Origin of the sequence: Pseudomonas baetica, from assembly GCF_051216495.1 — a bacterium.
GTDB lineage: Bacteria > Pseudomonadota > Gammaproteobacteria > Pseudomonadales > Pseudomonadaceae > Aquipseudomonas > Aquipseudomonas baetica_B.
The window spans coordinates 54999-78489 of sequence record NZ_JBPKAM010000002.1; the positions used below are offsets into that span (position 1 = coordinate 54999).

Annotated in this window: 24 protein-coding genes and 1 pseudogene; 7 read left to right on the top strand and 18 right to left on the bottom strand. The window is 54.7% G+C overall.

The window, feature by feature from the left end:
- Positions 1-301: 301 nt before the first annotated feature.
- The 12 genes from ACSFE6_RS02100 to ACSFE6_RS02155 form a co-directional block, all read right to left on the bottom strand.
- On the bottom strand, positions 302-3460 hold the full coding sequence (locus ACSFE6_RS02100; protein WP_193863590.1) for an efflux RND transporter permease subunit: 3159 nt from the start codon (positions 3458-3460) through the stop codon (positions 302-304).
- Positions 3457-4941: an efflux RND transporter periplasmic adaptor subunit gene (locus tag ACSFE6_RS02105; RefSeq protein WP_193863591.1), complete on the bottom strand. Its 1485-nt coding sequence runs from the start codon at positions 4939-4941 to the stop codon at positions 3457-3459. The genes ACSFE6_RS02100 and ACSFE6_RS02105 overlap by 4 nt, the downstream gene beginning before the upstream one ends.
- Positions 4938-6194, bottom strand: coding sequence for a TolC family protein (locus ACSFE6_RS02110; RefSeq protein ID WP_172689356.1), 1257 nt, complete (start codon positions 6192-6194; stop codon positions 4938-4940). Before ACSFE6_RS02110 ends, ACSFE6_RS02105 begins: the two co-directional genes overlap by 4 nt.
- A gap of 101 nt (positions 6195-6295) precedes the next feature.
- A complete protein-coding gene (locus ACSFE6_RS02115) occupies positions 6296-6637 on the bottom strand; it encodes a hypothetical protein (RefSeq protein ID WP_090401472.1) in 342 nt (113 codons plus the stop codon).
- A gap of 247 nt (positions 6638-6884) precedes the next feature.
- Positions 6885-7754, bottom strand: a complete 870-nt coding sequence (locus tag ACSFE6_RS02120; protein ID WP_193863592.1) for a sterol desaturase family protein — start codon at positions 7752-7754, stop codon at positions 6885-6887.
- Between the two features lie 68 nt (positions 7755-7822).
- On the bottom strand, positions 7823-8569 hold the full coding sequence (locus ACSFE6_RS02125) for a helix-turn-helix transcriptional regulator (protein WP_246500162.1): 747 nt from the start codon (positions 8567-8569) through the stop codon (positions 7823-7825).
- Positions 8570-8786: 217 nt separating this feature from the next.
- Entirely contained in the window at positions 8787-9254 is a 468-nt protein-coding gene (locus ACSFE6_RS02130) for a DUF411 domain-containing protein (RefSeq protein WP_052966109.1), read from the bottom strand.
- Entirely contained in the window at positions 9244-10059 is an 816-nt protein-coding gene (locus ACSFE6_RS02135) for a c-type cytochrome (RefSeq protein ID WP_080370512.1), read from the bottom strand. The genes ACSFE6_RS02130 and ACSFE6_RS02135 overlap by 11 nt, the downstream gene beginning before the upstream one ends.
- Before the next feature lie 9 nt (positions 10060-10068).
- Complete coding sequence (locus ACSFE6_RS02140) at positions 10069-11043, bottom strand: copper resistance protein B (protein ID WP_050683289.1); 975 nt, start codon at positions 11041-11043, stop codon at positions 10069-10071.
- Positions 11015-11263, bottom strand: coding sequence for a hypothetical protein (locus ACSFE6_RS02145; RefSeq protein ID WP_177346273.1), 249 nt, complete (start codon positions 11261-11263; stop codon positions 11015-11017). The genes ACSFE6_RS02140 and ACSFE6_RS02145 overlap by 29 nt, the downstream gene beginning before the upstream one ends.
- Before the next feature lie 12 nt (positions 11264-11275).
- A complete protein-coding gene (locus ACSFE6_RS02150) occupies positions 11276-13246 on the bottom strand; it encodes a copper resistance system multicopper oxidase (RefSeq protein WP_193901598.1) in 1971 nt (656 codons plus the stop codon).
- A gap of 178 nt (positions 13247-13424) precedes the next feature.
- Positions 13425-13631: a co-regulatory protein PtrA N-terminal domain-containing protein gene (locus tag ACSFE6_RS02155; RefSeq protein ID WP_050683287.1), complete on the bottom strand. Its 207-nt coding sequence runs from the start codon at positions 13629-13631 to the stop codon at positions 13425-13427.
- A gap of 384 nt (positions 13632-14015) precedes the next feature.
- On the opposite strand from ACSFE6_RS02155, the gene flgB reads away from it, so the two are divergent.
- On the top strand, positions 14016-14432 hold the full coding sequence (flgB, locus tag ACSFE6_RS02160; protein ID WP_077750531.1) for a flagellar basal body rod protein FlgB: 417 nt from the start codon (positions 14016-14018) through the stop codon (positions 14430-14432).
- A gap of 117 nt (positions 14433-14549) precedes the next feature.
- Here flgB and ACSFE6_RS02165 read toward each other — a convergent pair whose 3' ends face one another.
- Complete coding sequence (locus ACSFE6_RS02165; RefSeq protein WP_019821359.1) at positions 14550-14750, bottom strand: heavy-metal-associated domain-containing protein; 201 nt, start codon at positions 14748-14750, stop codon at positions 14550-14552.
- Between the two features lie 364 nt (positions 14751-15114).
- On the opposite strand from ACSFE6_RS02165, the gene ACSFE6_RS02170 reads away from it, so the two are divergent.
- Genes ACSFE6_RS02170 through ACSFE6_RS02185 form a run of 4 tightly spaced genes read left to right on the top strand, consistent with a single transcriptional unit; the run spans position 15115 to position 16921 of the window.
- Positions 15115-15390 (top strand): metal/formaldehyde-sensitive transcriptional repressor, encoded by a 276-nt coding sequence (locus tag ACSFE6_RS02170; protein ID WP_050683285.1) that lies wholly within the window; start codon positions 15115-15117, stop codon positions 15388-15390.
- A gap of 20 nt (positions 15391-15410) precedes the next feature.
- Positions 15411-16325 (top strand): CDF family Co(II)/Ni(II) efflux transporter DmeF, encoded by a 915-nt coding sequence (dmeF, locus tag ACSFE6_RS02175; protein ID WP_193863534.1) that lies wholly within the window; start codon positions 15411-15413, stop codon positions 16323-16325.
- A gap of 39 nt (positions 16326-16364) precedes the next feature.
- Complete coding sequence (locus tag ACSFE6_RS02180) at positions 16365-16736, top strand: hypothetical protein (RefSeq protein ID WP_050683283.1); 372 nt, start codon at positions 16365-16367, stop codon at positions 16734-16736.
- A 2-nt stretch (positions 16737-16738) separates the two neighbouring features.
- Positions 16739-16921 carry a DUF1289 domain-containing protein gene (locus tag ACSFE6_RS02185; RefSeq protein ID WP_050683282.1) on the top strand — a complete coding sequence of 61 codons (183 nt, stop codon included), beginning with the start codon at positions 16739-16741 and terminating at the stop codon, positions 16919-16921.
- Between the two features lie 48 nt (positions 16922-16969).
- Here ACSFE6_RS02185 and ACSFE6_RS02190 read toward each other — a convergent pair.
- From ACSFE6_RS02190 to ACSFE6_RS02210, 5 genes and pseudogenes are all read right to left on the bottom strand, one after another.
- Positions 16970-17101, bottom strand: a pseudogene (locus tag ACSFE6_RS02190) (heavy-metal-associated domain-containing protein); the annotation flags it as partial.
- Positions 17102-17212: 111 nt separating this feature from the next.
- Positions 17213-19570 (bottom strand): heavy metal translocating P-type ATPase, encoded by a 2358-nt coding sequence (locus tag ACSFE6_RS02195; RefSeq protein WP_193863532.1) that lies wholly within the window; start codon positions 19568-19570, stop codon positions 17213-17215.
- Between the two features lie 2 nt (positions 19571-19572).
- The gene (locus ACSFE6_RS02200) at positions 19573-19836 is read right to left on the bottom strand and encodes a DUF2933 domain-containing protein (RefSeq protein WP_193863531.1); all 264 of its coding nucleotides are present in this window, start codon (positions 19834-19836) and stop codon (positions 19573-19575) included.
- Positions 19837-19929: 93 nt separating this feature from the next.
- The gene (locus ACSFE6_RS02205; RefSeq protein WP_050683279.1) at positions 19930-20466 is read right to left on the bottom strand and encodes a cupredoxin domain-containing protein; all 537 of its coding nucleotides are present in this window, start codon (positions 20464-20466) and stop codon (positions 19930-19932) included.
- A 164-nt stretch (positions 20467-20630) separates the two neighbouring features.
- Positions 20631-20984, bottom strand: a complete 354-nt coding sequence (locus ACSFE6_RS02210) for a co-regulatory protein PtrA N-terminal domain-containing protein (RefSeq protein ID WP_024078227.1) — start codon at positions 20982-20984, stop codon at positions 20631-20633.
- Between the two features lie 207 nt (positions 20985-21191).
- Here ACSFE6_RS02210 and ACSFE6_RS02215 point away from each other — a divergent pair, with 207 nt between their 5' ends.
- Positions 21192-21881, top strand: a complete 690-nt coding sequence (locus ACSFE6_RS02215; RefSeq protein WP_024078225.1) for a heavy metal response regulator transcription factor — start codon at positions 21192-21194, stop codon at positions 21879-21881.
- Entirely contained in the window at positions 21878-23266 is a 1389-nt protein-coding gene (locus tag ACSFE6_RS02220; protein ID WP_193863530.1) for a heavy metal sensor histidine kinase, read from the top strand. Before ACSFE6_RS02215 ends, ACSFE6_RS02220 begins: the two co-directional genes overlap by 4 nt.
- Positions 23267-23491 lie beyond the last annotated feature (225 nt).

Below are 23491 nucleotides of genomic sequence, written 5' to 3' on the forward strand. Positions count from 1 at the left end.
ACACTGCCGATCAAGCTGTTTCCTTTACCAACGAGTAAATCGATCAAGCCCGACATTTCCATACATTCCTCCGGGTTTGCCTAAGAAGAAATATGCCTTCGTTCTTACAACCTATCCGCATCGAGAAGGGCTTATTAGCCTCCGGCGTCGATCTCTATCAGCTGTGTTTTGGCGCATTGCCGATAGAGTTCGATCCCGGATTGATTATAAGGGTCGTCCTCTGTCCAATCAGAAAGCCAGACCGCTGGATGATATTGCGCATGCAACCAGGAGCCGTGCAGCAGTGACGGACACGATTACTTCATAGTCCGCTTCCTTGCGAGAGTTTAGATTCAACAGCGAGGCGCCGGCGGCGCATCAAGCGGTAAGCTGCCGGAATAACAAACAGGGACAGTAAGGGCGCGGTAACCATGCCACCGACCATGGGCGCGGCGATGCGGCTCATTACTTCGCTACCGGTACCGCTACCCAATAGGATCGGTAACAGGCCAGCAATGATGACGGCTACTGTCATGGCCTTGGGTCTAACACGCTGCACGGCTCCTTCGCTAATCGCTGCGATTAGTCCACGCTCAGTACTGTCGCCGGCCTCTACACGCTCGGCCCAGGCGTTTTTTAAGTAGAGCAGCATGATCACACCGAATTCGGCAGAAACACCCGCCAGAGCAATGAAACCGACGCCAGTAGCCACTGACAGGTTGAATCCCAGCAGGTAGAGGAACCACGCCCCACCGGTAAGGGCGAACGGCAAGGTGGCCATGATCAGCAAAGCCTCGTCGAATCGGGCAAACGTCAGGTACAGCAGTACGAAAATGATCAGCAGCGTGGCCGGCACCACCAGTTTGAGCCGTGCGTTGGCTCGTTCAAGAAACTCGAACTGTCCCGAGTAACTCAGGCTCATGCCTGGCTGCAGCTTGACCTGCTCACTCACAACCCGACGCAGATCGGCAACCACGGAAGCAATGTCCCGGCCACGCACGTCGATATACACCCATCCGGAAGGTCGGGCATTTTCGCTCTTGAGCATCGGCGGGCCTTCACTGACTTTGACCTTCGCCACGGTGCCAAGAGTGATCTGACTCCCCAAAGGGGTGTAGATTGGTAATTGCTCCAGGGCGCCGAGCGAGTCACGCCACTCACGGGGATAACGTACGTTGATCGGGAAGCGTGCGAGCCCTTCAATGGTCTCGCCAACGTTTTCACCGCCAATAGCACCGGCCACGATCGACTGCACATCAGCGATATTCAATCCGTAGCGGGCAGCGGCTTTGCGGTCGATATCCACATCGACGTAACGCCCACCGGTTAATCGTTCGGCCAGTGCCGAACTGACACCGGGCACGTCCTTGGCCGCGCGCTGGACGGCCTGCGTGGCTGCATCGATCTCCGTCAAGTTGCTGCCGGCAATTTTCACTCCGATCGGACTCTTGATCCCGGTAGCGAGCATGTCGATGCGATTGCGGATCGGTGGTATCCAGATATTGGTCAGGCCCGGGACGCGTACCACTCGATCCAGCTCTTCCACCAATTTTTCCTGGGTCATACCAGGACGCCATTGCTCGCGAGGTTTGAACTGGATAGTGGTCTCGAACATCTCCAGCGGCGCGGGGTCGGTGGCAGTTTCAGCGCGGCCGGCCTTACCGAAGACGTGTTCAACTTCGGGTACCGTCTTGATCAGACGGTCAGTCTGTTGCAGCAACTGCGCTGCTTTCTGCGCCGACAATCCCGGCAGAGCCGAAGGCATATAGAGTAAATCGCCCTCGTCCAGCGCAGGGAGGAATTCGCCACCCAAACGGGAGATCGGCCACAACGCGCTAAGGAAGACCAATAACGCGATCAACAGGGTGACTTTGGGCCGATGTAACACCGCATCCAGGGCCGGTTGATAGATCCTGATCAACCAGCGGTTCAGAGGATTCCGGTCCTCTTTGGGGATCCGTCCACGAATCCAGTAGCCCATCAGCACCGGCACCAGAGTTACCGATAGTCCTGCCGCCGCAGCCATGGCATAGGTCTTGGTGAAGGCCAATGGACCAAATAGACGACCCTCTTGGGCCTCCAGGGTGAACACTGGAATGAACGACAGAGTGATGATCAGCAGGCAGAAGAACAGCGCCGGTCCCACCTCCGCCGCCGCTTCGGTTATCACATGCCAGTGACGTTCGCCCTTCAACTCTTCCCCTGGATGGGCCACATGCCAGGCCTCAATCTTCTTGTGGGCGTTCTCGATCATTACCACCGCGGCATCGACCATGGCGCCGATGGCGATGGCGATCCCGCCCAAGGACATGATGTTGGCGTTGATCCCTTGGTAACGCATAACGATGAAGGCAATCAGCACCCCCACCGGTAAGGAGATGATTGCCACCAGGGATGAACGCAGATGCCAGAGGAATACTGCACAGACCAACGCGACGACGATGAACTCCTCGAGTAGCTTGTAGCTGAGGTTTTCGACGGCGCGATCGATCAGTTTGCTGCGGTCATAGGTGGTGACGATTTCCACCCCGGCCGGCAAGCTGCTTTTCAGGTCGTCCAGTTTGGCCTTGACCGCCGCAATGGTCTCACGAGCGTTCTTGCCGCTACGCAGAATAACCACGCCGCCCACAGTCTCACCCTCGCCATCGAGCTCGGTGATACCACGACGCATCTCCGGGCCCAACTGGATCGTTGCCACGTCGCCGAGGGTCACCGGCACCCCGCCGGCACCGAGCTTGAGCGGAATCGAACGAAAGTCATTGAGCGTCTTCAGGTAACCGGAAGCGCGCACCATAAACTCGGTCTCCGCCATCTCCAGTAACGCACCACCGGTTTCCTGATTGGCCTTGCCGATAGCCTCAGTCACCGCTGCTTGAGTGATGCCTAGGTTGGCCAGTTTCAGTGGGTCGAGCTGCACCTGATACTGCTTGACCATGCCGCCCACGGTGGCCACTTCCGCAACATTCGGTAGGGTCTTGAGTTCGAACTTGAGGAACCAGTCCTGCAAGGCGCGCAGTTGCGCCAAGTCGTGTCCGCCACTGCGATCCACCAGTGCGTACTGATAGATCCAGCCCACGCCTGTGGCGTCGGGTCCCAAGGACGGTTTGGCGGAAGCCGGTAGGCGGCTTTGGACCTGACTCAAGTATTCCAGCACCCGCGAGCGGGCCCAATATAAGTCCGTGCCGTCTTCGAACAACACGTACACGAAGCTGTCGCCGAAAAAGGAATAGCCGCGTACGGTCTTAGCCCCCGGCACCGAGAGCATGGTGGTGGCCAACGGATAGGTCACCTGGTTCTCAACTATCTGCGGCGCTTGTCCCGGATAAGGGGTGCGGATAATCACCTGAACATCGGAAAGGTCTGGCAATGCATCGATGGGCGTGCTCTGAACCGACCAGACGCCCCAGACCGTGACGAAGATCGTCGCCAGCAGCACCAGAAAGCGATTTGCCACTGACCAGCGAATCAGGGCGGCGATCATGGCTGGCCCCCTAGTTTTTCCAGGTGTTCAACGCGCAAACCATCATCGGTTTGGCTAACCGAGACCCTAACCTTCTCGCCAGTCTTGAGACCTTGAATGAGAGCAGGGTCAGCCAATGGGAAGGTCATGGTCATACCAGGCATGCCCAGCGTCTTGAACGGACCAAGGGCAATTGTTACGTCTTGGTTATTGATCTCGACGATCTTCCCATCCGCCTCATGAAAGCTGGAGGCTGCTGCGCTGGGTGGTGACATTTCCAGCGTGCTCGCAACAATGCCCTTGAGACTGGCCTCAGAGTCGAGCAGAAACTGTCCAGAGCTGACTACCTGCTGGCCTTCTTCCAACCCCTTTAACACCACCGTCTTGCCTTCGCTTTCCTGCCCGAGTTGCACTTCTATGGGGCGGTAGCGACCAGCGTCTTCGGCGAGCATCACCAAGACGCGTCGGCCGGTGCGAATGATTGCCTCGCTCGGCACCCACAGCACACTTTGTTCGGTCGAACGATTCAGGTGCACCTGGGCCGTCATACCCGGCCTGAGTCGCCCATCCAGGTTGGGCAGTTCGACCCGCACACGTACAGTTCGGCTGTCGGGATTGGTTTCGGGCAAAATCGCACTGACCGTGCCCTTAAGCACTGTGCCCGGAAAGGCTGGCAGACGTGCTTCGACCGCTTGCCCCATGATGATCGATCCAGTCTCCGACTCTGGAACGGCCACTGCCAGCCAGACGCTGCTCAAGCCATTGACTCGAGCCAGAGTCTCGCCGGCCGCCACGGTCATACCCGAACGTACATTCAACTCTTGCAGCACACCGCTTATGGGGCTGGTGAGCGTCAGGACCGGCTGGGTCTTGCCGCTTCGCTCCACTTGAGCAATCAACGTCGCGGGCATCCCGGTCAAGCGCAAGCGTTGGCGCGCTGCCGCCAGCAAGTCGGCATCGCCACTGCGTTTGAGTGCGAGAAACTCTTCCTGAGCAGCGGCCCACTCCGGGACCAGGATATCGGCTAAAGCCGCATGGGCTTTGAGCACATCGCCTGGAGCACGGGCATACACCCGCTCCACAAAGCCAGCAGTACGCGATTGAATCACCGCAACATCCCGCTCGTCGAATGCCAGCACACCGACCACGTCCAGGCTGGAAGCAAGCACGCCGCGAGTGACTGTGGCCAGTCGTAAGCCGAGATTCTGGGTCAGGCTGGGGTCAATACTGATGGCCGCACTGTCCGCTGCAGCATCAGCGTAGCGGGGCTTCAACTCCATATCCATAAAGGGAGATTTGCCTGGTTTATCGAATTTCTGTTGCGGCTGCATCGGGTCGTACCAATACAGTACTTTGCGTTCGTCTTGCGTTTTAGGGGCCTGTTCGGAGGTGGTCTCAGGCATTGCACTCATGCGCTGCTGAGCGAACCAATAACCGCCGGCAGCGCCCAAGGCAATCGAGAGGCCTGTCAGCAAAGCCCCTTTCCAGATTCGAGTGCTCATTGATTGGCGTCCCCATAAGCAAAATACAGGCGAGCACTGGTGAGGGCGCGCTGTTCTTCGAAGTCGATCTGTTTGAGGCGGGTCTCGATGAGTTCCCGTCGGGCCGCGATGACCGCCGCCAAGTCGCTTTTACCGGCGCGGTAGCTGGCCATGGTCAGCGCCACCTTTTCCTTGGCCAGGGGTAGCAGACTGTCCTGGCTGCGGCGCATGGCACGGTTTAGACGCTCGTACTCGGCCAAATCGTCCTCCAGTTGCTGGGTATGTTCACGTATGAGAGCCTCGCGCTCGGCCTCCAACTGATTCAGTTCGGCGTGTTTGGCGGCGATCTTCGGGTTTTGTCGGGAGTCGGGGAACAGTGGCAGGTCGAACGTGAACTGCACGCTGACCATGTCGCCGAACTGACGGCCGCGCCGCTGGTAATCAAGCTCCCAACTCCAGTCGGACTGCTTTTCCGCCTTGGCTTCACGGACCTTGGCCTGCGCTTCGCGAGTCATTGGAACGAACGCCGCCAGTGCGGGGTGATGTTGCAGCTTATGCGGGTAACCCGAAGCGTCGATGGGCCACTCGGGCAAGCTGCCGACGGGCTGGTCATTGGCGGCCGGACCTATCCAGCGTCTGAGAGCTGCTCTGGCTTGAGCCCGCAAACGGATCAGGTCGTCTTGTTGTTCCGCCAACTGAGCCGCCTCCTGTTTCGGCGTTACTGCATCGGCAGGCTGACCACGGCCTCCGGCGATCTGCGCCCGGACGGTATCAGCCAATAGACGGTTCTCCCGGTAAAAATCCTGAAAAAGCGCCTCTTTACGTTCGACGGAGTAGCTGCTGATCCAGGCTAATGCCGTGGCCTGACGAACGTTCAAGCGCTCGACACGGCTTTCGGCCGCGGCTCGATCTATTGACGCTTCCGCAACTTCAATGCGCGCCCTACGCTTGTCACGGTTGGGTACCTCCTGCATGACGCCGACCATCTGCATGGTCATGAAGTCCTGCTCGAGGCGCCAGCGGTCAGGGCCGCCGATGGGATAGTTTTGTACGCCCAGTAGGAGCTTCGGGTCGGGTAGTTCACCGGCTGGAATGGCGGCGCTGCTGGCCGCTTGCAGTTTGGCTGCTTGGGCGGTCAGTGATGGTGCATTGTTTTCAGCCAAGCGTAAGGCTTCGTCGAGTGTCAGGGGCGCAGCAAGACTTGGCAACGCCAGCACGCTTGCCGCCAGGGCCGCCACGAGGGGCCAACCGGTGCAGTAGCACTTGGAATTCATGTTCACGATTCCTGTGATGATCCACTGCGCGCCTCTCTAAACATGCGCACAGATATGCCATCCCGCGCCAGAGCAGGATGAGGCTCAGTGTGGTACAGGAATCAAGCGCGAGGCGGTCGCCACACCCCGGACGGGGTCTGAGTAGGCAGGGAGTCGCTGAAGATTGTCAGCATCTGAGGACTGGACAAACGGGTGGCAGGTTTCCCAAACGACACCTGTAGCAGACTGGCGCTCCTGCATTCCTGACCAGGTTTGCAGGGTTTGCCATGGTCGGAGGAGCTGCTCATCTCGACGCAGCAGTCCTGGTTCATATCAGCCATCATGGTCATGCCCGTCGTTTTCATCGGGCAAGGTTCTATCGGTGACTGAATACCCGCCATCCCGCTGAGGGGAAGCGCCAAGCTGATCAGGAAAATGAGGCAACACCGCAGATAGCGTTTCATGCGAAGGAGTTTAGTCGCAGGTAAAGGGATAAACCATTACGAATCTGTCAGGAGGAACCAGCCAGATAGCCCAGCAGGTCAACATGAGTCTCCTTGCCTAGAAACAAGGACTCGCTAAACAGCGAAGCCTGACTCCCTGAGCATGGAAGTAGTTAAAGCTCACAGAATACCGTTCGGATCACGTTTGATTGGTTTTACTATTAGTGTGGCCTCGGTAGCTGCCGTAGCTGCAAAGTAAGGGAGCCCACTAGCCTTTGTTTACACGGCCATGCTCAAAGGGTTCGATGAGCTGTCCAAGGTAATTTTTGGGGTAATCCTTTCCATGCAATCCGACCTCGGCTTGGCCTAGTTTCCCCAGACTGTCATAGAACGTGCCAAATATTCGGTCCCACACCATCAGAAACTCACCATAGTTGACCTGGGCGTCTTCAAAGTCGCGTCTGTGATGCCAGCGATGAATTTCGGCAACACCGATAATGTAGCGCAACCATCCCACCCGGTAGTCCAGGTTCGAATGCTGGAAGGCCAAGTGCACTGTTAGAACTCCAAACCAAGTGGCCACAACTGCGGAGGGTGCGCCTGATGCGAACAGGATCACCAGCCCCGGACTCGCCATAAGCACCGCGTGCAACGGATGTCGTCGCTCCCCGTTCATCCAATACAACCGCTCGGCGCTGTGATGTGGCATGTGAAAACGCCACAGCCAATGCACTCGGTGACTGATCCGGTGCATGACATATAGGCTCAGATCGAGTACGGCGATGACTAGTAGCAACTGCAGCCACAGCGGGCTCTCGATCGGAAAGAGACGAACCGAAGCTGGCACCGCATCACCAAGCTTGACCAGGACTCCAGCTGTGAATTGAATGACAGAAAGGTTCACCAACATGTGCAGCAGGTCTGTCGCGGTGTCGTGATGATCCTCAAGCCAAGCTTCTCGGAAAGGTTGGATGCGCTCCAAACCAGCAATGATCAAAAGTCCCACTGCAGCAACTAGGGGAGTCGTGGGCCAATACGGTACGCCGGTATACAGCGTCCAGATCATGAAGGCAGCAGAGCCGCCAAACACGAGTGGATAGCTCACCCACCGTAAGGCGAATCGTAGAAAGGAAGGCATTGCTCAGCTCCTAGATATGGAACCATCACAATATGTTAAGAGGTGAGCTTTCGACTTGAACGAAAGAGCTAAACCTCCTGGAGATGAACATCTGCCAAGGCGGATGACGGATCGATACCCAGTAGCGCCCGGAATGTCCGGGAGAAATGAGCCGAGTCTGAAAAGCCCGCCTCATGAGCCGCGTCGGTCAGCCGTACACCTTTTGCCAAATGCTGCAGGGCTTGCGTGAGACGTAACCATCTCGCGTAACTGCGAAGCGGCAGCCCCGTCTGCTCCACGAACCAATGAGAAAACCGCGTGGGGGATAGATGCACCACCGCGGCCAACTCTTCGCGTCCCATTTGGCCTCTGCTCAGCGCTTCAATGACCTTGATCAAGCGAGGATCTGGGGGCGGGAGATCGGGCAGTCGCAGTGCCTGGCGCACCCCGGTCCTAACCTGGAGATCAGTGTGTCCTGGCTCGTGCAGTGCGTCGACTATCGGCGCTACGTCCGCCGGAGTGATCCAAATCACCCTCGCTTCTTCCGCACCCCGCAGAGCGCGGGCTTCCTCGGACAGCGCATCCACATAGATCGACAGAACGTGACCGGCGCTCAGTTGGTGTTTCAAACCGGCCGGAATGAAGATGGCGCCCCCTGTTTGAATACCCATCGGGGTTTGAACCGATACAGTTGAGTCGAGGCCAACTGAGATCTGATGTGCTTGATGGAGGTGCCATTCTTGGTGACCGGCACGGCCATAAAAGACACCGATACCAGGGTCAACCCATGCATGACCCGCCCAGCGCACGGTCTCTGCTGTAACCCAGCTTTTCATTCTCTAGCTCGGCCTACTTCCACTTTTTTCCGTGCTGACTGCACACGTATAGTCATTCGGCATCTGACTGCGGCATCGTATTGATGCTGGGCCATGATGGGCTATTCGTGCGCCGACTCCCAATTTCTTTACCGTGCTTGCGCACCTGGATAGTTGAGAATTTTTGCCGACGCCGGTTCGACCGCTTTGCCACCGTTCGGGTAATGAACTTTTGTGATTAGTTTGCCGGGTACTCAGCGATCACTTGGTCAGTACCTGCTTTGCTCAGACCGATGACCTGATACGCATCCTGCTTCCCACCAGCCTCCATACCAGGCGAGCCTGCCGGCATCCCCGGCACAGCAATCCCAATAAGGTCATCGCGTTTGCTCAAGGCAACTATTTGCTCAGCTGGTACGTGGCCTTCAACAAATTTTCCGTTGATCACTGCGGTGTGGCAGGACGAGAGTCGTGGAGCAACACCGAGATCCTGCTTGACCGCGCTCATGTTGGTTTCTACATGATCAACGACGGTGAAGCCGTTAGCTTCAAGGTGCTGGATCCACTTCTTGCAGCATCCACAGTTAGCGTCACGATGGACGTCGATCGTCAGCGACTCTGCTGCATGACCAACTGAACTGATAAACAGAGCCGCGAACGCAGCGAGGCGAAGTGCCCGACCGGGACGAAGAAAGTTATTTCGCATGGGTATGCTCCTTCCCATCAGCGTGGGTATGAGTTTTTGGCTGAACGGCCGGAGTTGCAGGAGCGTCATGTGAAGCCTCCACAACCTGAGGATGGGCGTGTTTGGTACTTTCATCCTGAGAAGGCGCTGCGGCCGCCTCATGGGCATGGGCGCTGTTTCTCTCGCCATGATGGTCGCCTGCTTCGGCTATCTCTTCGGCTGCACCCGCATCATGATGCCCCGCGACAGCCCCTTTTTGGCCCTCATGCTGGCCTTCATGGTTATGCATTTTGCTCTCGCCGCCACCGTGTTGATGACCACCGCTGCTGGTTGCTAGAGCGTTGTATTGCTCTGCATCCAATGAAGGCAGCTGTTGGAGAAAAGCGACCATTCCCCATATGTAGGGATCGGCCATGCTTTTACCCCAAGCGGGCATGCCTGTGGATTTGATTCCATGCTTGATGATCCAGAAAGCTGCGGAAGGGTTTCCATCAACGCCCAGTTTTGAAAGATTCGGAGGTGCAGGGTAAAGGCTATTACTTAATTCGGTTCCTGCAATACCTGGAGCCAGATGGCAACCAATGCACATAGCGTTGTAGTTGCCAGCACCTGCGCGGATGAGAGCTTCTTCGCTCAGGTCGGGGACTTTAATATCGCGTGAGCGCACAGCAATCGAGCGATCCCGAGCAGTGGAAAGAAGTGAGTGAACGGGGCCGAAATGCGGATCATCCGCCCCAACATTGATCACACCAGAATACACCACGCCGGCACCTACTATTGCGGCGACCACCCCGGCAGCAGTCAATGTTTTCAATGTTCTTTTCATGTCAGGCCCTCAAAACCACATCCGAATACCGGCGACAAATCGCGCCTCGTTCGCATCCTCTCCTTCATCGCTGGCCAAGTCTGCCGTATTGCCGTAGGAGCGGCTCCAGCTAACACCAATATAAGGGGCAAATTGGCGAACAATCTCATAACGCAATCGGAGCCCTACTTCGGTGTTTGCCAATCCAGACCCAATGCCGCGTTGAGGATCATTTTTTCCGTAAAAATTGGCTTCGGCCGTCGGCTGCAAGATCAGGCGATTGGTCAGCAGAATGTCGTAGTCGCCTTCCAATCGAGCTGCGGTTTGACCGTTCTCACCGATGTAGGCAGTCGCTTCGGCTTCAAAGTTATAGAGGGCCATGCCCTGAATACCGAGCGCTCCCCAAGTTTGTGGTGACCCGGGCTTGAAGTCTTGTCGTACGCCGGTGACGACATCCCACCATGGACCGATGGAGTGCCCCCAAAGTGCTGAGAGTTCAGCGCTTTCCGTTACGCCATTGGTACGTTCGCCTTCCGAGCGCAACCACAGTCGATCAACGTCACCGCCGATCCATCCTTTTGCATCCCAAGCCAATGCACTACCGTTGTCAGCATCCTGGTACTCGAACTTATCCAGCAGCATGAAGGAGTTGAGTTTTTTGTCGTGGACACCATGACCAGCGACATCTGGAAAGGCGGCTGCACGGTCAGCGTCGGTAAGTACGGGGACTGGGGTTCGACTGGTGGTAGTCGCCCCTCCATCCATACTTTCCATTCCGTCCATTTTCCCGTCATCCATACTCATCTTGCTGTGATCCATAGCCCCCATCTTGCTATGGTCCATAGCTCCCATTGAGCCGTGGTCCATCTTGGAGTGATCCATCTCTTCAGCGGCGTGAGCCACGACAAAGAAAGCAGGACTGGTAGAAACTGCCAGTGCCATCAACGTTGGGCGTAAAAACTTCCTGGTCATGATCTCAATCTGCCTTTTTGGTTTTTTGGTCATGATCCATCGACTCATGGCTCATCTTGCTGTGGTCCATTGACCCGTGATCGGGCTTAGACTCGTTTGTCGCAGTTGCAGGCTTGCTCGTTGCTTTCGCAGGAGTAGCAGGTGAGTGATCACTACTATCTTCGACTGCCAGCGTCACGGACGAGAGTCCACCCATCAAGCCGACGGCAAAGAGGCAGCCGACCAGCGATTTACGATTTAGGTATGTGCTCACAGATCGTCTCCTTTACTCATCAACCCGTACTTCACGGAACATGCCCATTTCCATATGGAATAGCAGGTGGCAGTGATAGGCCCAGCGACCTAAGGCATCAGCAGTGACTCGGTAGCTGCGTTTGGTTCCAGGCGGCATGTCGATCGTGTGTTTGCGCACCATGAATTTGCCGTTCTCATCCTCAAGGTCGCTCCACATGCCGTGGAGGTGGATGGGGTGGGTCATCATGGTATCGTTCACCAGGGTGATGCGCAGACGCTCGCCATACTTGAGGCGCAACGGCTCGGCGTCAGAGAATTTGATGCCATTGAATGACCACGAGAACTTCTCCATGTGACCGGTCAGATGCAGCTCAATGGTGCGATTGGGTTCGCGGCCGTCAGGATCTTGGAAAGTGCTTTTCAGATCTGAGTAGGTGAGCACGCGACGGCCATTGTTCCGCAAGCCAATGCCAGGATCGTTTAGCTTCGGTGTCGGGCTCATGGCTTGCATGTCAACCAAGGGGTTATTGGTTTCGGAGGCTGGGTGAGTCTGCATTTCGCCACCCATGCCGCCCATGCCTGCCATCTTGCTGTGGTCCATGCCGGCCATGTTGGACATGTCGCCTTTGTCCATTCCCGCCATCTTGCTGTGGTCCATGCCGGCCATGTTGGGCGTGTCGCCTTTGTCCATGCCCGCCATCTTGCTGTGGTCCATACCGGCCATGTTAGTCATGTCACCGCTGTCCATGCCGGTCATCCCGGTCATCCCGGTCATGTTACTTTGGTCCATTCCGGCCATCTTGCTGTGGTCCATGCCAGCCATGCCTGACATGTCGCCGCCGCCCATACCAGCCATGCTGCCATGGTCCATGCCCGCCATACCGCCCATACCCATGTCATCCATGGTCAAAAGCGGCCGAGGATCAATCGCAGGTACCTGTGCCTTTAATCCTTCGCGAACTGCCAAGGTTCCACGTGCATAACCGGTTCTATCCATGGACTGGGCGAAGATTGTGTAAGCCTCTTCGCTGGCAGGTTCTACGATCACGTCATACGTTTCTGCCACGGCGATGCGGAATTCGTCGACGCTCACCGGTTTGACATGTTGGCCGTCGGCGGCCACAACGGTCATTTTCAAGCCAGGAATGCGGACGTCGAAATAGCTCATCGCCGAGCCGTTGATAAAGCGCAGGCGTAGCTTCTCACCCGGTTTGAAAATACCGGTCCAGTTACCGTTAGGCGCCTGGCCATTCATGAGGTAGGTATAAGTATCCCCACTGACGTCTGCGAGATCAGTGGGGTTCATTTTCATTTCAGCCCACATCTTCCGGTCGGCTACGGCAGATGACCAGCCTTCCTTGCTGACATCGTCGATGAAATCGCCAACGGTACGTTTGTGATGGTTGTAGTAGTCAGATTGCTTCTTGAGCTTCGCCATGACGCGACTAGGATCTTCGTCGGTCCAGTCAGTCAACATCACCACGTAGTCGCGGTTGTATTGAAAAGGTTCAGGCTCTTTCGAGTCGATAACGATTGGCCCGTAAACACCGGCCTGCTCCTGTAAACCCGAGTGGCTGTGATACCAGTAGGTACCGTTCTGATGAACCTTGAATTTGTACTCGTACATGCCATCGGGTGCGATGCCATGGAAACTCAAGCCAGGTACACCGTCCATGTTGGCCGGTAGGATGATCCCGTGCCAATGGATTGAGGTGTCTTGGTCCAGGCGATTTTTCACACGCAGTGTGACCGTATCGCCTTCGCGCCAGCGCAGCAAAGGTCCGGGCAACGAACCATTGATGGTCATGGCTGTGCGCGGCGAGCCAGTTATGTTTACAGGGGTTTCACCAATAAACAGATCAAATTCGTTGCCGGTGAGAACGCTCGGCAGACCAGGACTGGTCACTGCCCATACAGGAGTGCGCCACAGACCAAGGCCGCCAAGAATGCCACCAGCGGCCAGGCCTTTAACGAATGTCCGCCTAGAGGTTTTGGAATGCATGCCGTTTATGTCCAATCAGTCAAAAGGGAAGCCGTACGAAACAACCAATGAGTTGCCCGGATGAGCTTCGCCCACCGTCACAAAAAACGAACTCTTACGGCAAGCGAGCTCAGAAATTGCCACATTTAAACCACCACAGTGATTACATTTCTGTCAGCTTGGGAATGTACCCAGCTATTTAGCAATTCTTGTGGTCCATCGCTTTGGCTTGGCTTTCTGCGACGGGAGGTTGGGAGCTTTGCGTTTGAGCTACTTGGTACGACTCCATCGAATTATTCCTAGCCACTTCCATACGTGCGAACGCCCGGTCACCACCGCCTTCAGCCATAGCCAAAGAAGAGACGGTCAGGGCTGCGATGACGAACAAAGTTTTGATGGGGTTCATTTGAATTTCCTCGGATGAGTATTGGTAACCCCTCGAATCCACATCAAGTGACGATTCTTAGGGGAGAGCTTAAGGCTCAATAGGACTATAAGACTCATACCCTGTCAGGAACCTTAGGCCAATATTACAGTTGTGTCAGGTTGCGATATTTCTCTTGAGGAACACGCTATTTAATCCGTAAGGTCTCGATCTTCCAACGTTACACCGCTATTAACTGAGTATCAGTTGAGGCGCTTAACATTGTAAGTGTCCGATAGCTTTCAAGGTGCAGATGTTTTTTTAGTTTCTGCACTGGAACTGCATATGTGAGCCTGGATGCACCGCGTCAACACTTAAGTGTTCGATGCTCATGAAAAATAGCAACGCTACTGAGGGTGATTGAGTGTGAGTATTAATTTTGAGAAAGCGCTTGGCTCCGCAGAAAGAGCGTTAATTTTTCGTAGCCAAAGAGCTGAAATCTTGAGTAACAATATCGCAAACGCTGATACGCCGAACTTCAAGGCCCGAGATTTAGATTTTTCTACTGTGCTTTTGCAAAGCCAGACAAAAGAAACTCCTGCTACTCCGATTTCTTTGAAAACAACAAATGTAAAACACATTACCGGAAAAGAATCAGTAAATGATATTTACGGAGGTGCTTTGCTTTACAGCACACCAGCTCAACCTGCCATTGATCAAAATACTGTCGATCAGCAGGTCGAGATCGCAAAGTACACAGAAAATGGAATACGTTTCGACGCCGCTTTTACTAGGTTGAATGGAGCATTCAAAGGTTTGCTCAAAGCTCTGCGAGGTGATTAGTAGCGCAAGGGCTTGCGAGCGGTAATTGTGGCCGACGTGGCTGCTTCGGTACTTCCTGAGGGTTAACCAAGGGGAGCCCCTGTATACGGGGCTCTGACCATGGAAAGGTGCCAGCATTCAAGCACTGATCTGGGAAGGAAAACCTAACGCCTCGACAGCTTTACGAATCTGCTCTGGGCTTTCGCTGCTTTCAACACTCACCTTACCGGCTGACCGATCCACGGAAACGGTAGCTTCGTTGTCCAGTGACTGAATCGCTTTGGTGATTTTGCTGACGCAACTGCCGCAACCGATGCCTGATACATCTAAGACGAACATGGTTATTCCTCTCGTGCTGAGCGGTCTCTTTTCACCGCACCGATAGCATCAACGTTGACACGACGGCAAGGTCAACAGTTATATGTTTCGGGTTGTGAGTGTCATTGACGGGTAATTGCACAGACTTAATCACTCGTTTGCTTTTGACCTGATAAACGATTTGCAGCGTATTCGACCAGTACGCTTCTTGGTCATGGCCGGGAGAGAACGGTCAGAGGCGGACATTCCAGCTACTCTCGCTCCTCACTCGCAGTTGAAGCCTCTTTACTGCCAGGCACTGTAGTTGCTCTCTCAGCTCCTTGGTCTTTCATAGGTATAGGGGGTATGCCTATCATGCACAATGCATAGCTAGGGGGGGTATCCTATGGGCCATATTGCAGCAAACAAAGAAAATCTTCTCAAACGCGTAAAACGCATAGCCGGACAAATCCAAGCCGTTGAACGGGCATTGGAATCGGATCTCGATTGCGCCAAAACACTACACCTTGTTGCTGCCACTCGCGGAGCAATCAACGGCTTAATGGAGGAAATCATCGAGGACCACGCGCGGGAGCATGTCGCGAACCCTGCGCTCAGCGAAGAAGAGCGTAACAAGGGCGTCGAAGAGCTTCTTGAAGCCATTCGCCGTTACGCCAAGTGAACGCATCTAGGTACAAACTCATGAGCAGCACCAACATCAATTACACACACGACCACGTGTTCCTTGGCTCAGCGCACGACGAAAATGCCAAGCGTACGCTTTGGGTTGTGGCACTGACGGTGGTGATGATGGTTGGCGAGATCACCGCCGGCTATATCACGGGTTCGATGGCGTTACTGGCCGATGGCTTCCACATGGCAACCCATGCCGGCGCATTGGGCATCGCGGCGGCCGCTTACGGATACGCAAAACGCCATGCTTCCAGCCAGCGCTACAGTTTCGGTACCGGAAAGGTTGGAGACTTGGGCGGATTCGCCTCGGCACTGATTCTCGGTATGGTCTCCCTGGGAATTGGCATTGAGTCTGTCATGCGCCTCTTGCAGCCAACGGAAGTTCAGTTCGGCACCGCTACGCTCATCGCGATTGCCGGTTTGATCGTCAACATTGTCAGTGCCTTGTTGCTGGGCCACGGGCACAGTCATGGGCACGATCACGATCACGGCCATGCCCACCACGGGAACGACAACAACCTGAAATCGGCCTACGTCCACGTCATCGCAGACGCGCTGACTTCGGTTCTGGCCATTGCTGCACTGCTCGCCGGCCGGTATCTCGGCTGGGTTTGGCTAGACCCGGTCATGGGCATTGTCGGCGCCATTGTTATCGCGCGCTGGGCATGGACCTTGATGGGGGCAACCGCAGGAGTACTGCTGGATCAGACAGACGCACACGTTGCCGAGGAAATCCGCGAAATGGTTGAGAAACCGGGGGATGCCACTATCACGGACTTGCACGTCTGGCGGATTGGACCGCAAGCCCATGCGGCCATCGTCAGCGTCCTTGGTGAGGCCACTGCGAACGCCGATAGAATTCGTGAACGTCTCAAGCCGGTCTACGAAGTCAGCCATCTGACGGTCGAGTTTCGACCTGTCTGATTCAGCGCCTCCCCACCATTGTCTCCAAAGGAACCCGCAATGCCTCCAGGGAAACGTGAACTGGCACGAATCGAACGTCGGTTGATGACCACGCTCACCGAAGCATGCGAAACAGCAAAAGGTGAAATCGAAGGCTTTACCTGGCTCACTCATGCCGCTGACCTGAACGCATTGGCTGAAACCCTGAATGTAATCTGGGTGTTCGAAACCCAGGCTGACAGAAAGCGCGCCCTGGTTAACGCTAAGGCGCGCATCTTTGAGTTGACGGCCTTAGCGTTGAATGAGGCCAACATCGATCTGATCCCTTCAAACCTTAACGTCCGCTTCGACTCTGAGGAGGAGTGCCAGCGAACTCACGGAGGTGACTGGAACACCCGCCTGACTCAATCACGTGTGTCCAAAGGTGGCTGACAATGGCTAAAGAAATCGAGAATCCCTGCATCTCAGTTTGCCAACTCAGTGGTGATCTGTGTGTGAGCTGTGGGCGAAGCAAGGAAGACATCAGAAAATGGAAACGCATGAAGCGGCCTGAAAAAATGGCCGCTGTTCAAAGGGCGAATGTGCGCTTGAAGGGACTGAAGAAAGCACATGGGTAGTCACTTGCCCAGGTTTACCGCTTTGGGTCGTTATGAGCCCCTCAGCTTTGATTCAACGCTCACCTTACCGGCGGAACGATCCACGGAAACCATGGCTTCGCTGTCCAGTGACTGAATTGCTTTGGTGATTTTGCTGACGCAGCCGCCGCAACCAATGCCTGATACATTTAAGACGAACATGGTTATTCCTCTTGTGCTGAGCGGTCTCTTTTCACCGCAACAACAGGATCAACGTTGACACCATGGCAAGGTCAAGAGTTATGTATTTCGGGCTGCGAGCATCGGTGATGCTCAATCTATTCGGGTATTCCTCAGTCTCAAAGCATTGAAAACTACAGACGCAGAACTGACGCTCATGGCTAGCGCAGCGATCATTGGTGACAGTAGGTGCCCCGTCAGCGGGTAAAGCAGGCCTGCGGCGAGGGGAATACCCATCGAGTTGTAAATAAAAGCGAAACCCAAGTTTTGCCGCATGTTTCTTACTGTTGCGACCGAAAGAGCCCTTGCTCGTAAAATCCCCATCAGGTCGCCTTTTACCAGCGTGAGTTGCGCGCTATTCATCGCAACGTCAGTCCCTGTCCCCATGGCAATGCCCACATCTGCTCGCGCCAGGGCCGGAGCATCGTTGATACCGTCACCAGCCATGGCGACCTTCCGGCCGTATTGCTGGAGGTCTGCGACCAGACGCTCCTTGTCCTGAGGTTTCACTTCACCGTGGACTTCTTCAATCCCCATCTCCCTGGCGACAGCCCGAGCGGTGGTGAGCCCGTCGCCAGTAGCCATGATGATTTTGATGTCATCAGCCTTGAGCTTGGTGACTGCTTCTTTGGAGGTCGGTTTAATTGGATCTGATACTGCCAGCAACCCTGCCAATACCCCGTCGACTGCGAGGTAGATGATGCTGATGCCGTCAAGACGCAACAACTCTGCACGCTTTTGTAGGGGCTTGGTGTTCACGCCTGCGGCTTCCATTAACGCGGTGTTCCCCAGCTGGATCTTCTTGCCATCAACGATGCCACTGACCCCGATACCTGAACCAGACTCAAAGGATTCTGGCTTGGTGAGCTTAATGTTCTCGGTTCGGGCGTGATCGACGATGGCATGAGCCAAGGGATGTTCGCTGCCCTGATCAAGGCTGGCAGCCAGCTGAAGAACATCGTGGGGATTGAAACTGGGTGTGGCCTCCACACTGTGAAACACTGGCCGTCCCTCTGTCAGGGTGCCTGTCTTATCGACAATCAGCGTGTCGATCTTGCAAAGGTTTTCGATGGCACTGGCATCCCTAAACAGCACGCCCATGCTGGCTGCTTTACCTGTCGAAACCATGATCGACATGGGCGTAGCAAGACCCAACGCACAGGGGCAAGCGATGATCAGCACGGCGACAGCGTTGATCAGACCAAACACCCAACTGGGCTCAGGGCCAAAAAGCCCCCAACCGACAAATGTCAGTATCGCAATCGCGATAACACCCATCACAAAGTAACCGGCAATCGAGTCGGCCATTCGTTGCATTGGTGCTTTGGAGCGCTGTGCCCGAGCGACCATCTGTACGATCTGTGACAGCATGGTCTCGGCGCCGACCTTCTGCGCCTCCATTACCAAGCTCCCATGTGTATTCAGCGTGGCGCCGATCAGGCTATCTCCAGCTCTCTTCATTACCGGCACTGGCTCGCCAGTGAGCATGGACTCATCCACCGCACTTTCACCCTCCAGTACTGAACCATCAACTGGCACCTTTTCACCTGGTCTGACCCGTAAGTGGTCTCCTAGGTGAACATGGGTGAGAGGAATGTCTTCCTCCTGGCCATCGGCATTGATCCGGCGTGCGGTTTTGGGCGACAGGCCGAGTAGGGACTTAATGGCGGCGGAAGTTTGCGATCGGGCTTTGAGCTCAAGAATCTGCCCAAGCAAGGTCAGCGAGATGATGACTGCGGCGGCTTCGAAGTAGACGCCGATGCGTCCATCTTGCATGAAAGTGGTGGGAAAACTTTGAGGAAATACCGTTGCCGCGACGCTGTAAAGATAGGCTGCGGCGGTACCCAAACCAATCAGAGTCCACATGTTTGGACTGCGATTTCTAATAGAGGCTATACCCCTTACAAAAAAGGGCCAACCTGCCCATAAGGTCACCGGAGTCGCCAGAGCGAGCTCGATCCAGTTTTGGATCGAGCCATGAAGGAGTTGTAACGGGTGTCCCACCATGGCGAGTACGGTCACTAGCACTGTTAATGGCAGCGACCACCAAAAGCGTCGGGCGAAATCACGGAGTTCAGGATTTTCTTCTTCATCGAGCGCGGGCATGACTGGCTCTAATGTCATGCCACATTTAGGGCAGTTGCCTGGTCCGGGCTGGCGTATTTCCGGGTGCATCGGACAGGTAAATTCAGTGCCTGTTTGTACCGCAGACTCTGGAGTGGTGGCGCGGGATTCGGCGCTCGAAACATTCCCGCTGTAGCGTTCAGGATCCGCTCGAAACTTCTCCTGGCATTTCAGGCTACAAAATTGATATGCCTGTCCCTGATAAGACTCACCAAATTTACTTGGTGAAGTGACTGCCATTCCGCACACCGGGTCACGCAGATCATCGTCATTGAGCGGAGCAGCATGGGCGTGACTGTGTTCGTGGTGGCTCGATATGGTAGGCATGGCTATTTCCCTTTTTCGTCCTTGTTGGTTGCTGTCTGATCGCCATGGCTATGTCCGCCATGTCCATGTCCATGTCCATGTCCAAAAAAATGCATCAATGGACAGATCAACAGAATCAGATAAGGCCAAAATGGATAAACGTGGCTGAAATGCTCCCGCAAAACGTAAAAGGCACCAATCGCAATAAGCATGATCAGTACAACGCCTGTTTTGCGCCTCCAAAATGGTGCGGTGGTGTTTCCATCCGGATGCTGATGGTTATTCATGATCTATACCCCACTGTGTGAGCATTGCTGTGATCTCTGCGACAGAGCGTAGCCAACTCTTGTATCGAAGCGGTGTTAGCAGCCAGCTCTGGCTTATTTCAGGTCAAACTGACCGACCATCCCCGATTGATAATGCGCCGGCATGTTGCAGGCAAACTGAAGCCCAGTGCTGTTGTTGAAGGTCCAGATTAACTCCTGGGTTGCGCCTGGCTCGATCAGGATGCTGTTCGGGTCGTTGTGTTCCATTCCGACCATCTTCATTCCACCCATGCTGTGGCCCATGTCGCTCATCGCTTTCCCGGTACCAGTGGGGGTCAGCGTCCCGTTCTGGAGCATGCTTACCATTTCTTTTTGGTGCGCTGCATGAGCAGCGGCTTTGCCGATGTTGAACTCGTGCAGCATCAAACCCTCATTGCGAAGGACAAATCGAATGGTTTCACCAGGTTTTACGTCGATGCTTTCAGGCTTGAAGAAAAGATCACCCATCTCAACCTCCACCGTACGGGTAACCTCAGAGGCGACTCCAGGACGACCGATGTCCTCTTTCCCATGACCTACGCCTGCCATGGCCGTTGCACCGAATAGCAGGGTGATTGCTGCGATGACTGGGGTAACGAGCTTAGCTTTCATGGTGACCTCGGGAGTAAGTGGGAAGCACCGGCTATGCTAATGATGCGGAGCTGCCAGTTAACTGACCTGAACATTACATTTCCGTCAGTTTTCGAAATAAATACGGCGTCCAGATGACGCCGCATTCAACAAGACTGTTTAAAAAGCTCTTTCCAGCGAGTTGCTCACTGGTGGTTCTCTGAAAGCATCAGCTTGTGCTCGCGTTGCATTTGACTCAGAACGTCGTCGACAATTTTGTCGTGTTTTTCCATCCAGGCCAGGTGCTGCTGGGGTGACATTGAGGCGTCTGGATGATCTTTATGGAGTTGGCTCATGATGTCGCCGAGCATCTTCATATGCTCGGCCATGTGGACATGACGTTGTCCTTCAGGGGCTTTTTCAGCTTGAATCAGTACGGCTTCAGCCCTGTCGCGCAGGCCTTCCATACGCTCTATCACCCGGTCTCCGCCACTTTCAGCCCATACAGAAGCTGAGACGAGTATTGAGCTCACAAAAAACAGCATTTTCAGGCGATTCATGGGGGCAACTCCTTATGGAATGATTTTTCCGGCTCCCAAACGTTTCATGCTGAAGAGTCGGTCGAGCACCAGGAAGTACTCATGCTTGAACCCTAGACAGCGCTCGCTGACATCTACCTGAAGCCAATATTACTTTTCTGTCAGTTGCTGGTTGGCTGGCGTGTTTCGTTGCAGACTGCGCTTCATCATTATCCGAGAGCCACCCTCATGAGACTTCTGGTTGCTGAAGACGAACCCAAAATAGGTATCTATTTGCAGCAAGGACTCACGGAGGCGGGGTTCAATGTGGATCGCTTTACCAATGGCAAAGTGGCGCTACAGCACGCTTTGAGCGAGGCCTATGACCTGCTGATTTTAGACGTCATGATGCCCGGGCTGGATGGCTGGGAAGTACTTCAGAAGGTTCGTGCATCCGGAAAAGATGTTCCCGTGCTCTTCCTCACGGCGCGGGACCGCGTTGAGGATCGAGTGAAAGGACTTGAACTCGGGGCAGATGATTACCTGATCAAACCCTTCGCATTTTCTGAACTGTTGGCTCGCGTCAGAACATTGCTGCGTCGGGGTAACGGCGCTCCCTCGCAAACCTATATGAAATTGGCTGATCTGGAGGTGGACCTGCTCAAGCGTCGGGCCATTCGTGGAGGTAAGCGCATAGACCTTACGGCCAAAGAGTTTGCGTTGCTTGAGCTGTTGCTACGACGTCGAGGGGAGGTGCTGCCAAAGTCACTTATCGCCTCCCAGGTTTGGGATATGAACTTCGACAGCGATACCAATGTTATCGAGGTTGCAGTGAGAAGGTTGAGAGCCAAGATAGATGACGACTTTGAGGTCAAGTTGATTCATACCTCAAGGGGAATGGGTTACATGCTCGACGCACCTGATTCGGAGTCGGAATGAACCGGATGTCCCTGACGACTCGCATGAGTCTGATGTTCATGCTCGCGGTAACGGCCGTTCTCACCGTTGCCGGACTCAGTTTCAATAACCTCAGCCGGCATCACTTCAAGATGCTGGATCAGCAGGCGCTGAACGAAAAACTCCATTCGACTCAAAGAATTCTAACGGGGTTGAACAGCATTGATCAATTCAGTGATGTTAAGCCTGAGCTGGAGGCGTTGCTTGGCGCTCACCGTGATTTGACTGCCCTGATAATCGATGGCGGCGGCAAAATACTGTTTGCTGATCCCGGTCCCGTCGATGTTCCGGAGGAATTCCGCACAATCCCAAACAACAACGTCTGGGAGTGGCGAGATCAAGAGCAGATGTTCCGTGGCGTGACAGCACAAGCCGTTGTGACGGGGCAAGACAAGCCATTGACTGTCATGTTGATCTTTGACGTTACTCAGCACATGTCCTTTTTCGAGACGCTAGAGCGATGGTTTTGGATAGGGCTGGTGATCAGCGCGCTGGTCAGTGCGGCGCTGGGCTGGATGGTTGCAAGCAGTGGCCTGCGGCCTATTCGCCAAGTCACTCAGGTCGCGGCCTCAATGTCAGCTAAATCACTCAAAGAACGAATTCCATTAGCACCGGTTCCCAAAGAACTTCAGCAAATGGTGCTGTCATTCAACGCAATGTTATCTAGGTTGGACGATGCGTTTGTTCGCTTATCGAATTTCTCTGCGGACATTGCTCACGAGTTGCGGACCCCCGTCAGCAACTTGATGACCCACACCGAAGTGGTGCTTTCTAGAAAAAGGAATATCGAGGACTACGAAGACAATCTGTACTCAAATCTTGATGATTTGAAGCGTATGGGGCGAATGATTGATGACATGCTTTTTCTGGCGAAGTCTGACAATGGTCTGATCACGCACGAGAACAAACCGATAGACTTGGTGGAAGTCGTAGAGAAATTGCTCGAATACTACCGCCTGTTGGCTGATGAGCGAGGTATTGAGCTCACGGTTTCAGGAAGGGGCAGTGTTCGAGGCGATGTTCTTATGCTCCACAGAGCCATTTCTAATCTGCTCTCAAATGCGCTGCGCTACACCTATGAAGGGAAGACGATCAGTGTCGAAATCCTCCAGAAGGAGATGTCGGTATTGGTCGTCGTGGAGAACCACGGAGAACCCATTGCCCCCGAACACCTTGAAAAGCTTTTCGATCGTTTTTATCGCGTGGACCCAGCGCGGCGAGAAGGAAGTCCAAGCAACGCAGGGCTAGGTCTGTCGATTACCCGATCAATTATTGAAGCGCATGATGGCAAGATCTGGTGTACGTCATGCGACGGGAAAACGGCCTTTCATCTAGAGTTTCCTAGTGTTGACTTGAAGGTCAGCTGAACAACGGCACATTTGTGATCAACGGCGATCTCTCAGACTGCGCCCCGCGTTCCACTTTCGTTATTTTTGAATGAGTGAAAACCCTGGTATCGCGGGCACGCGGTCTCGTCTTTAAATCCCGCTACGCCCGCCAATTCGCGGCCAAGCACCCGCGTCAAGCTGACTGAAATGTAATCGAACAGTTTGCGTTCGTGTGGCATCGTGTTCTTGCACTGTGACGTTGGG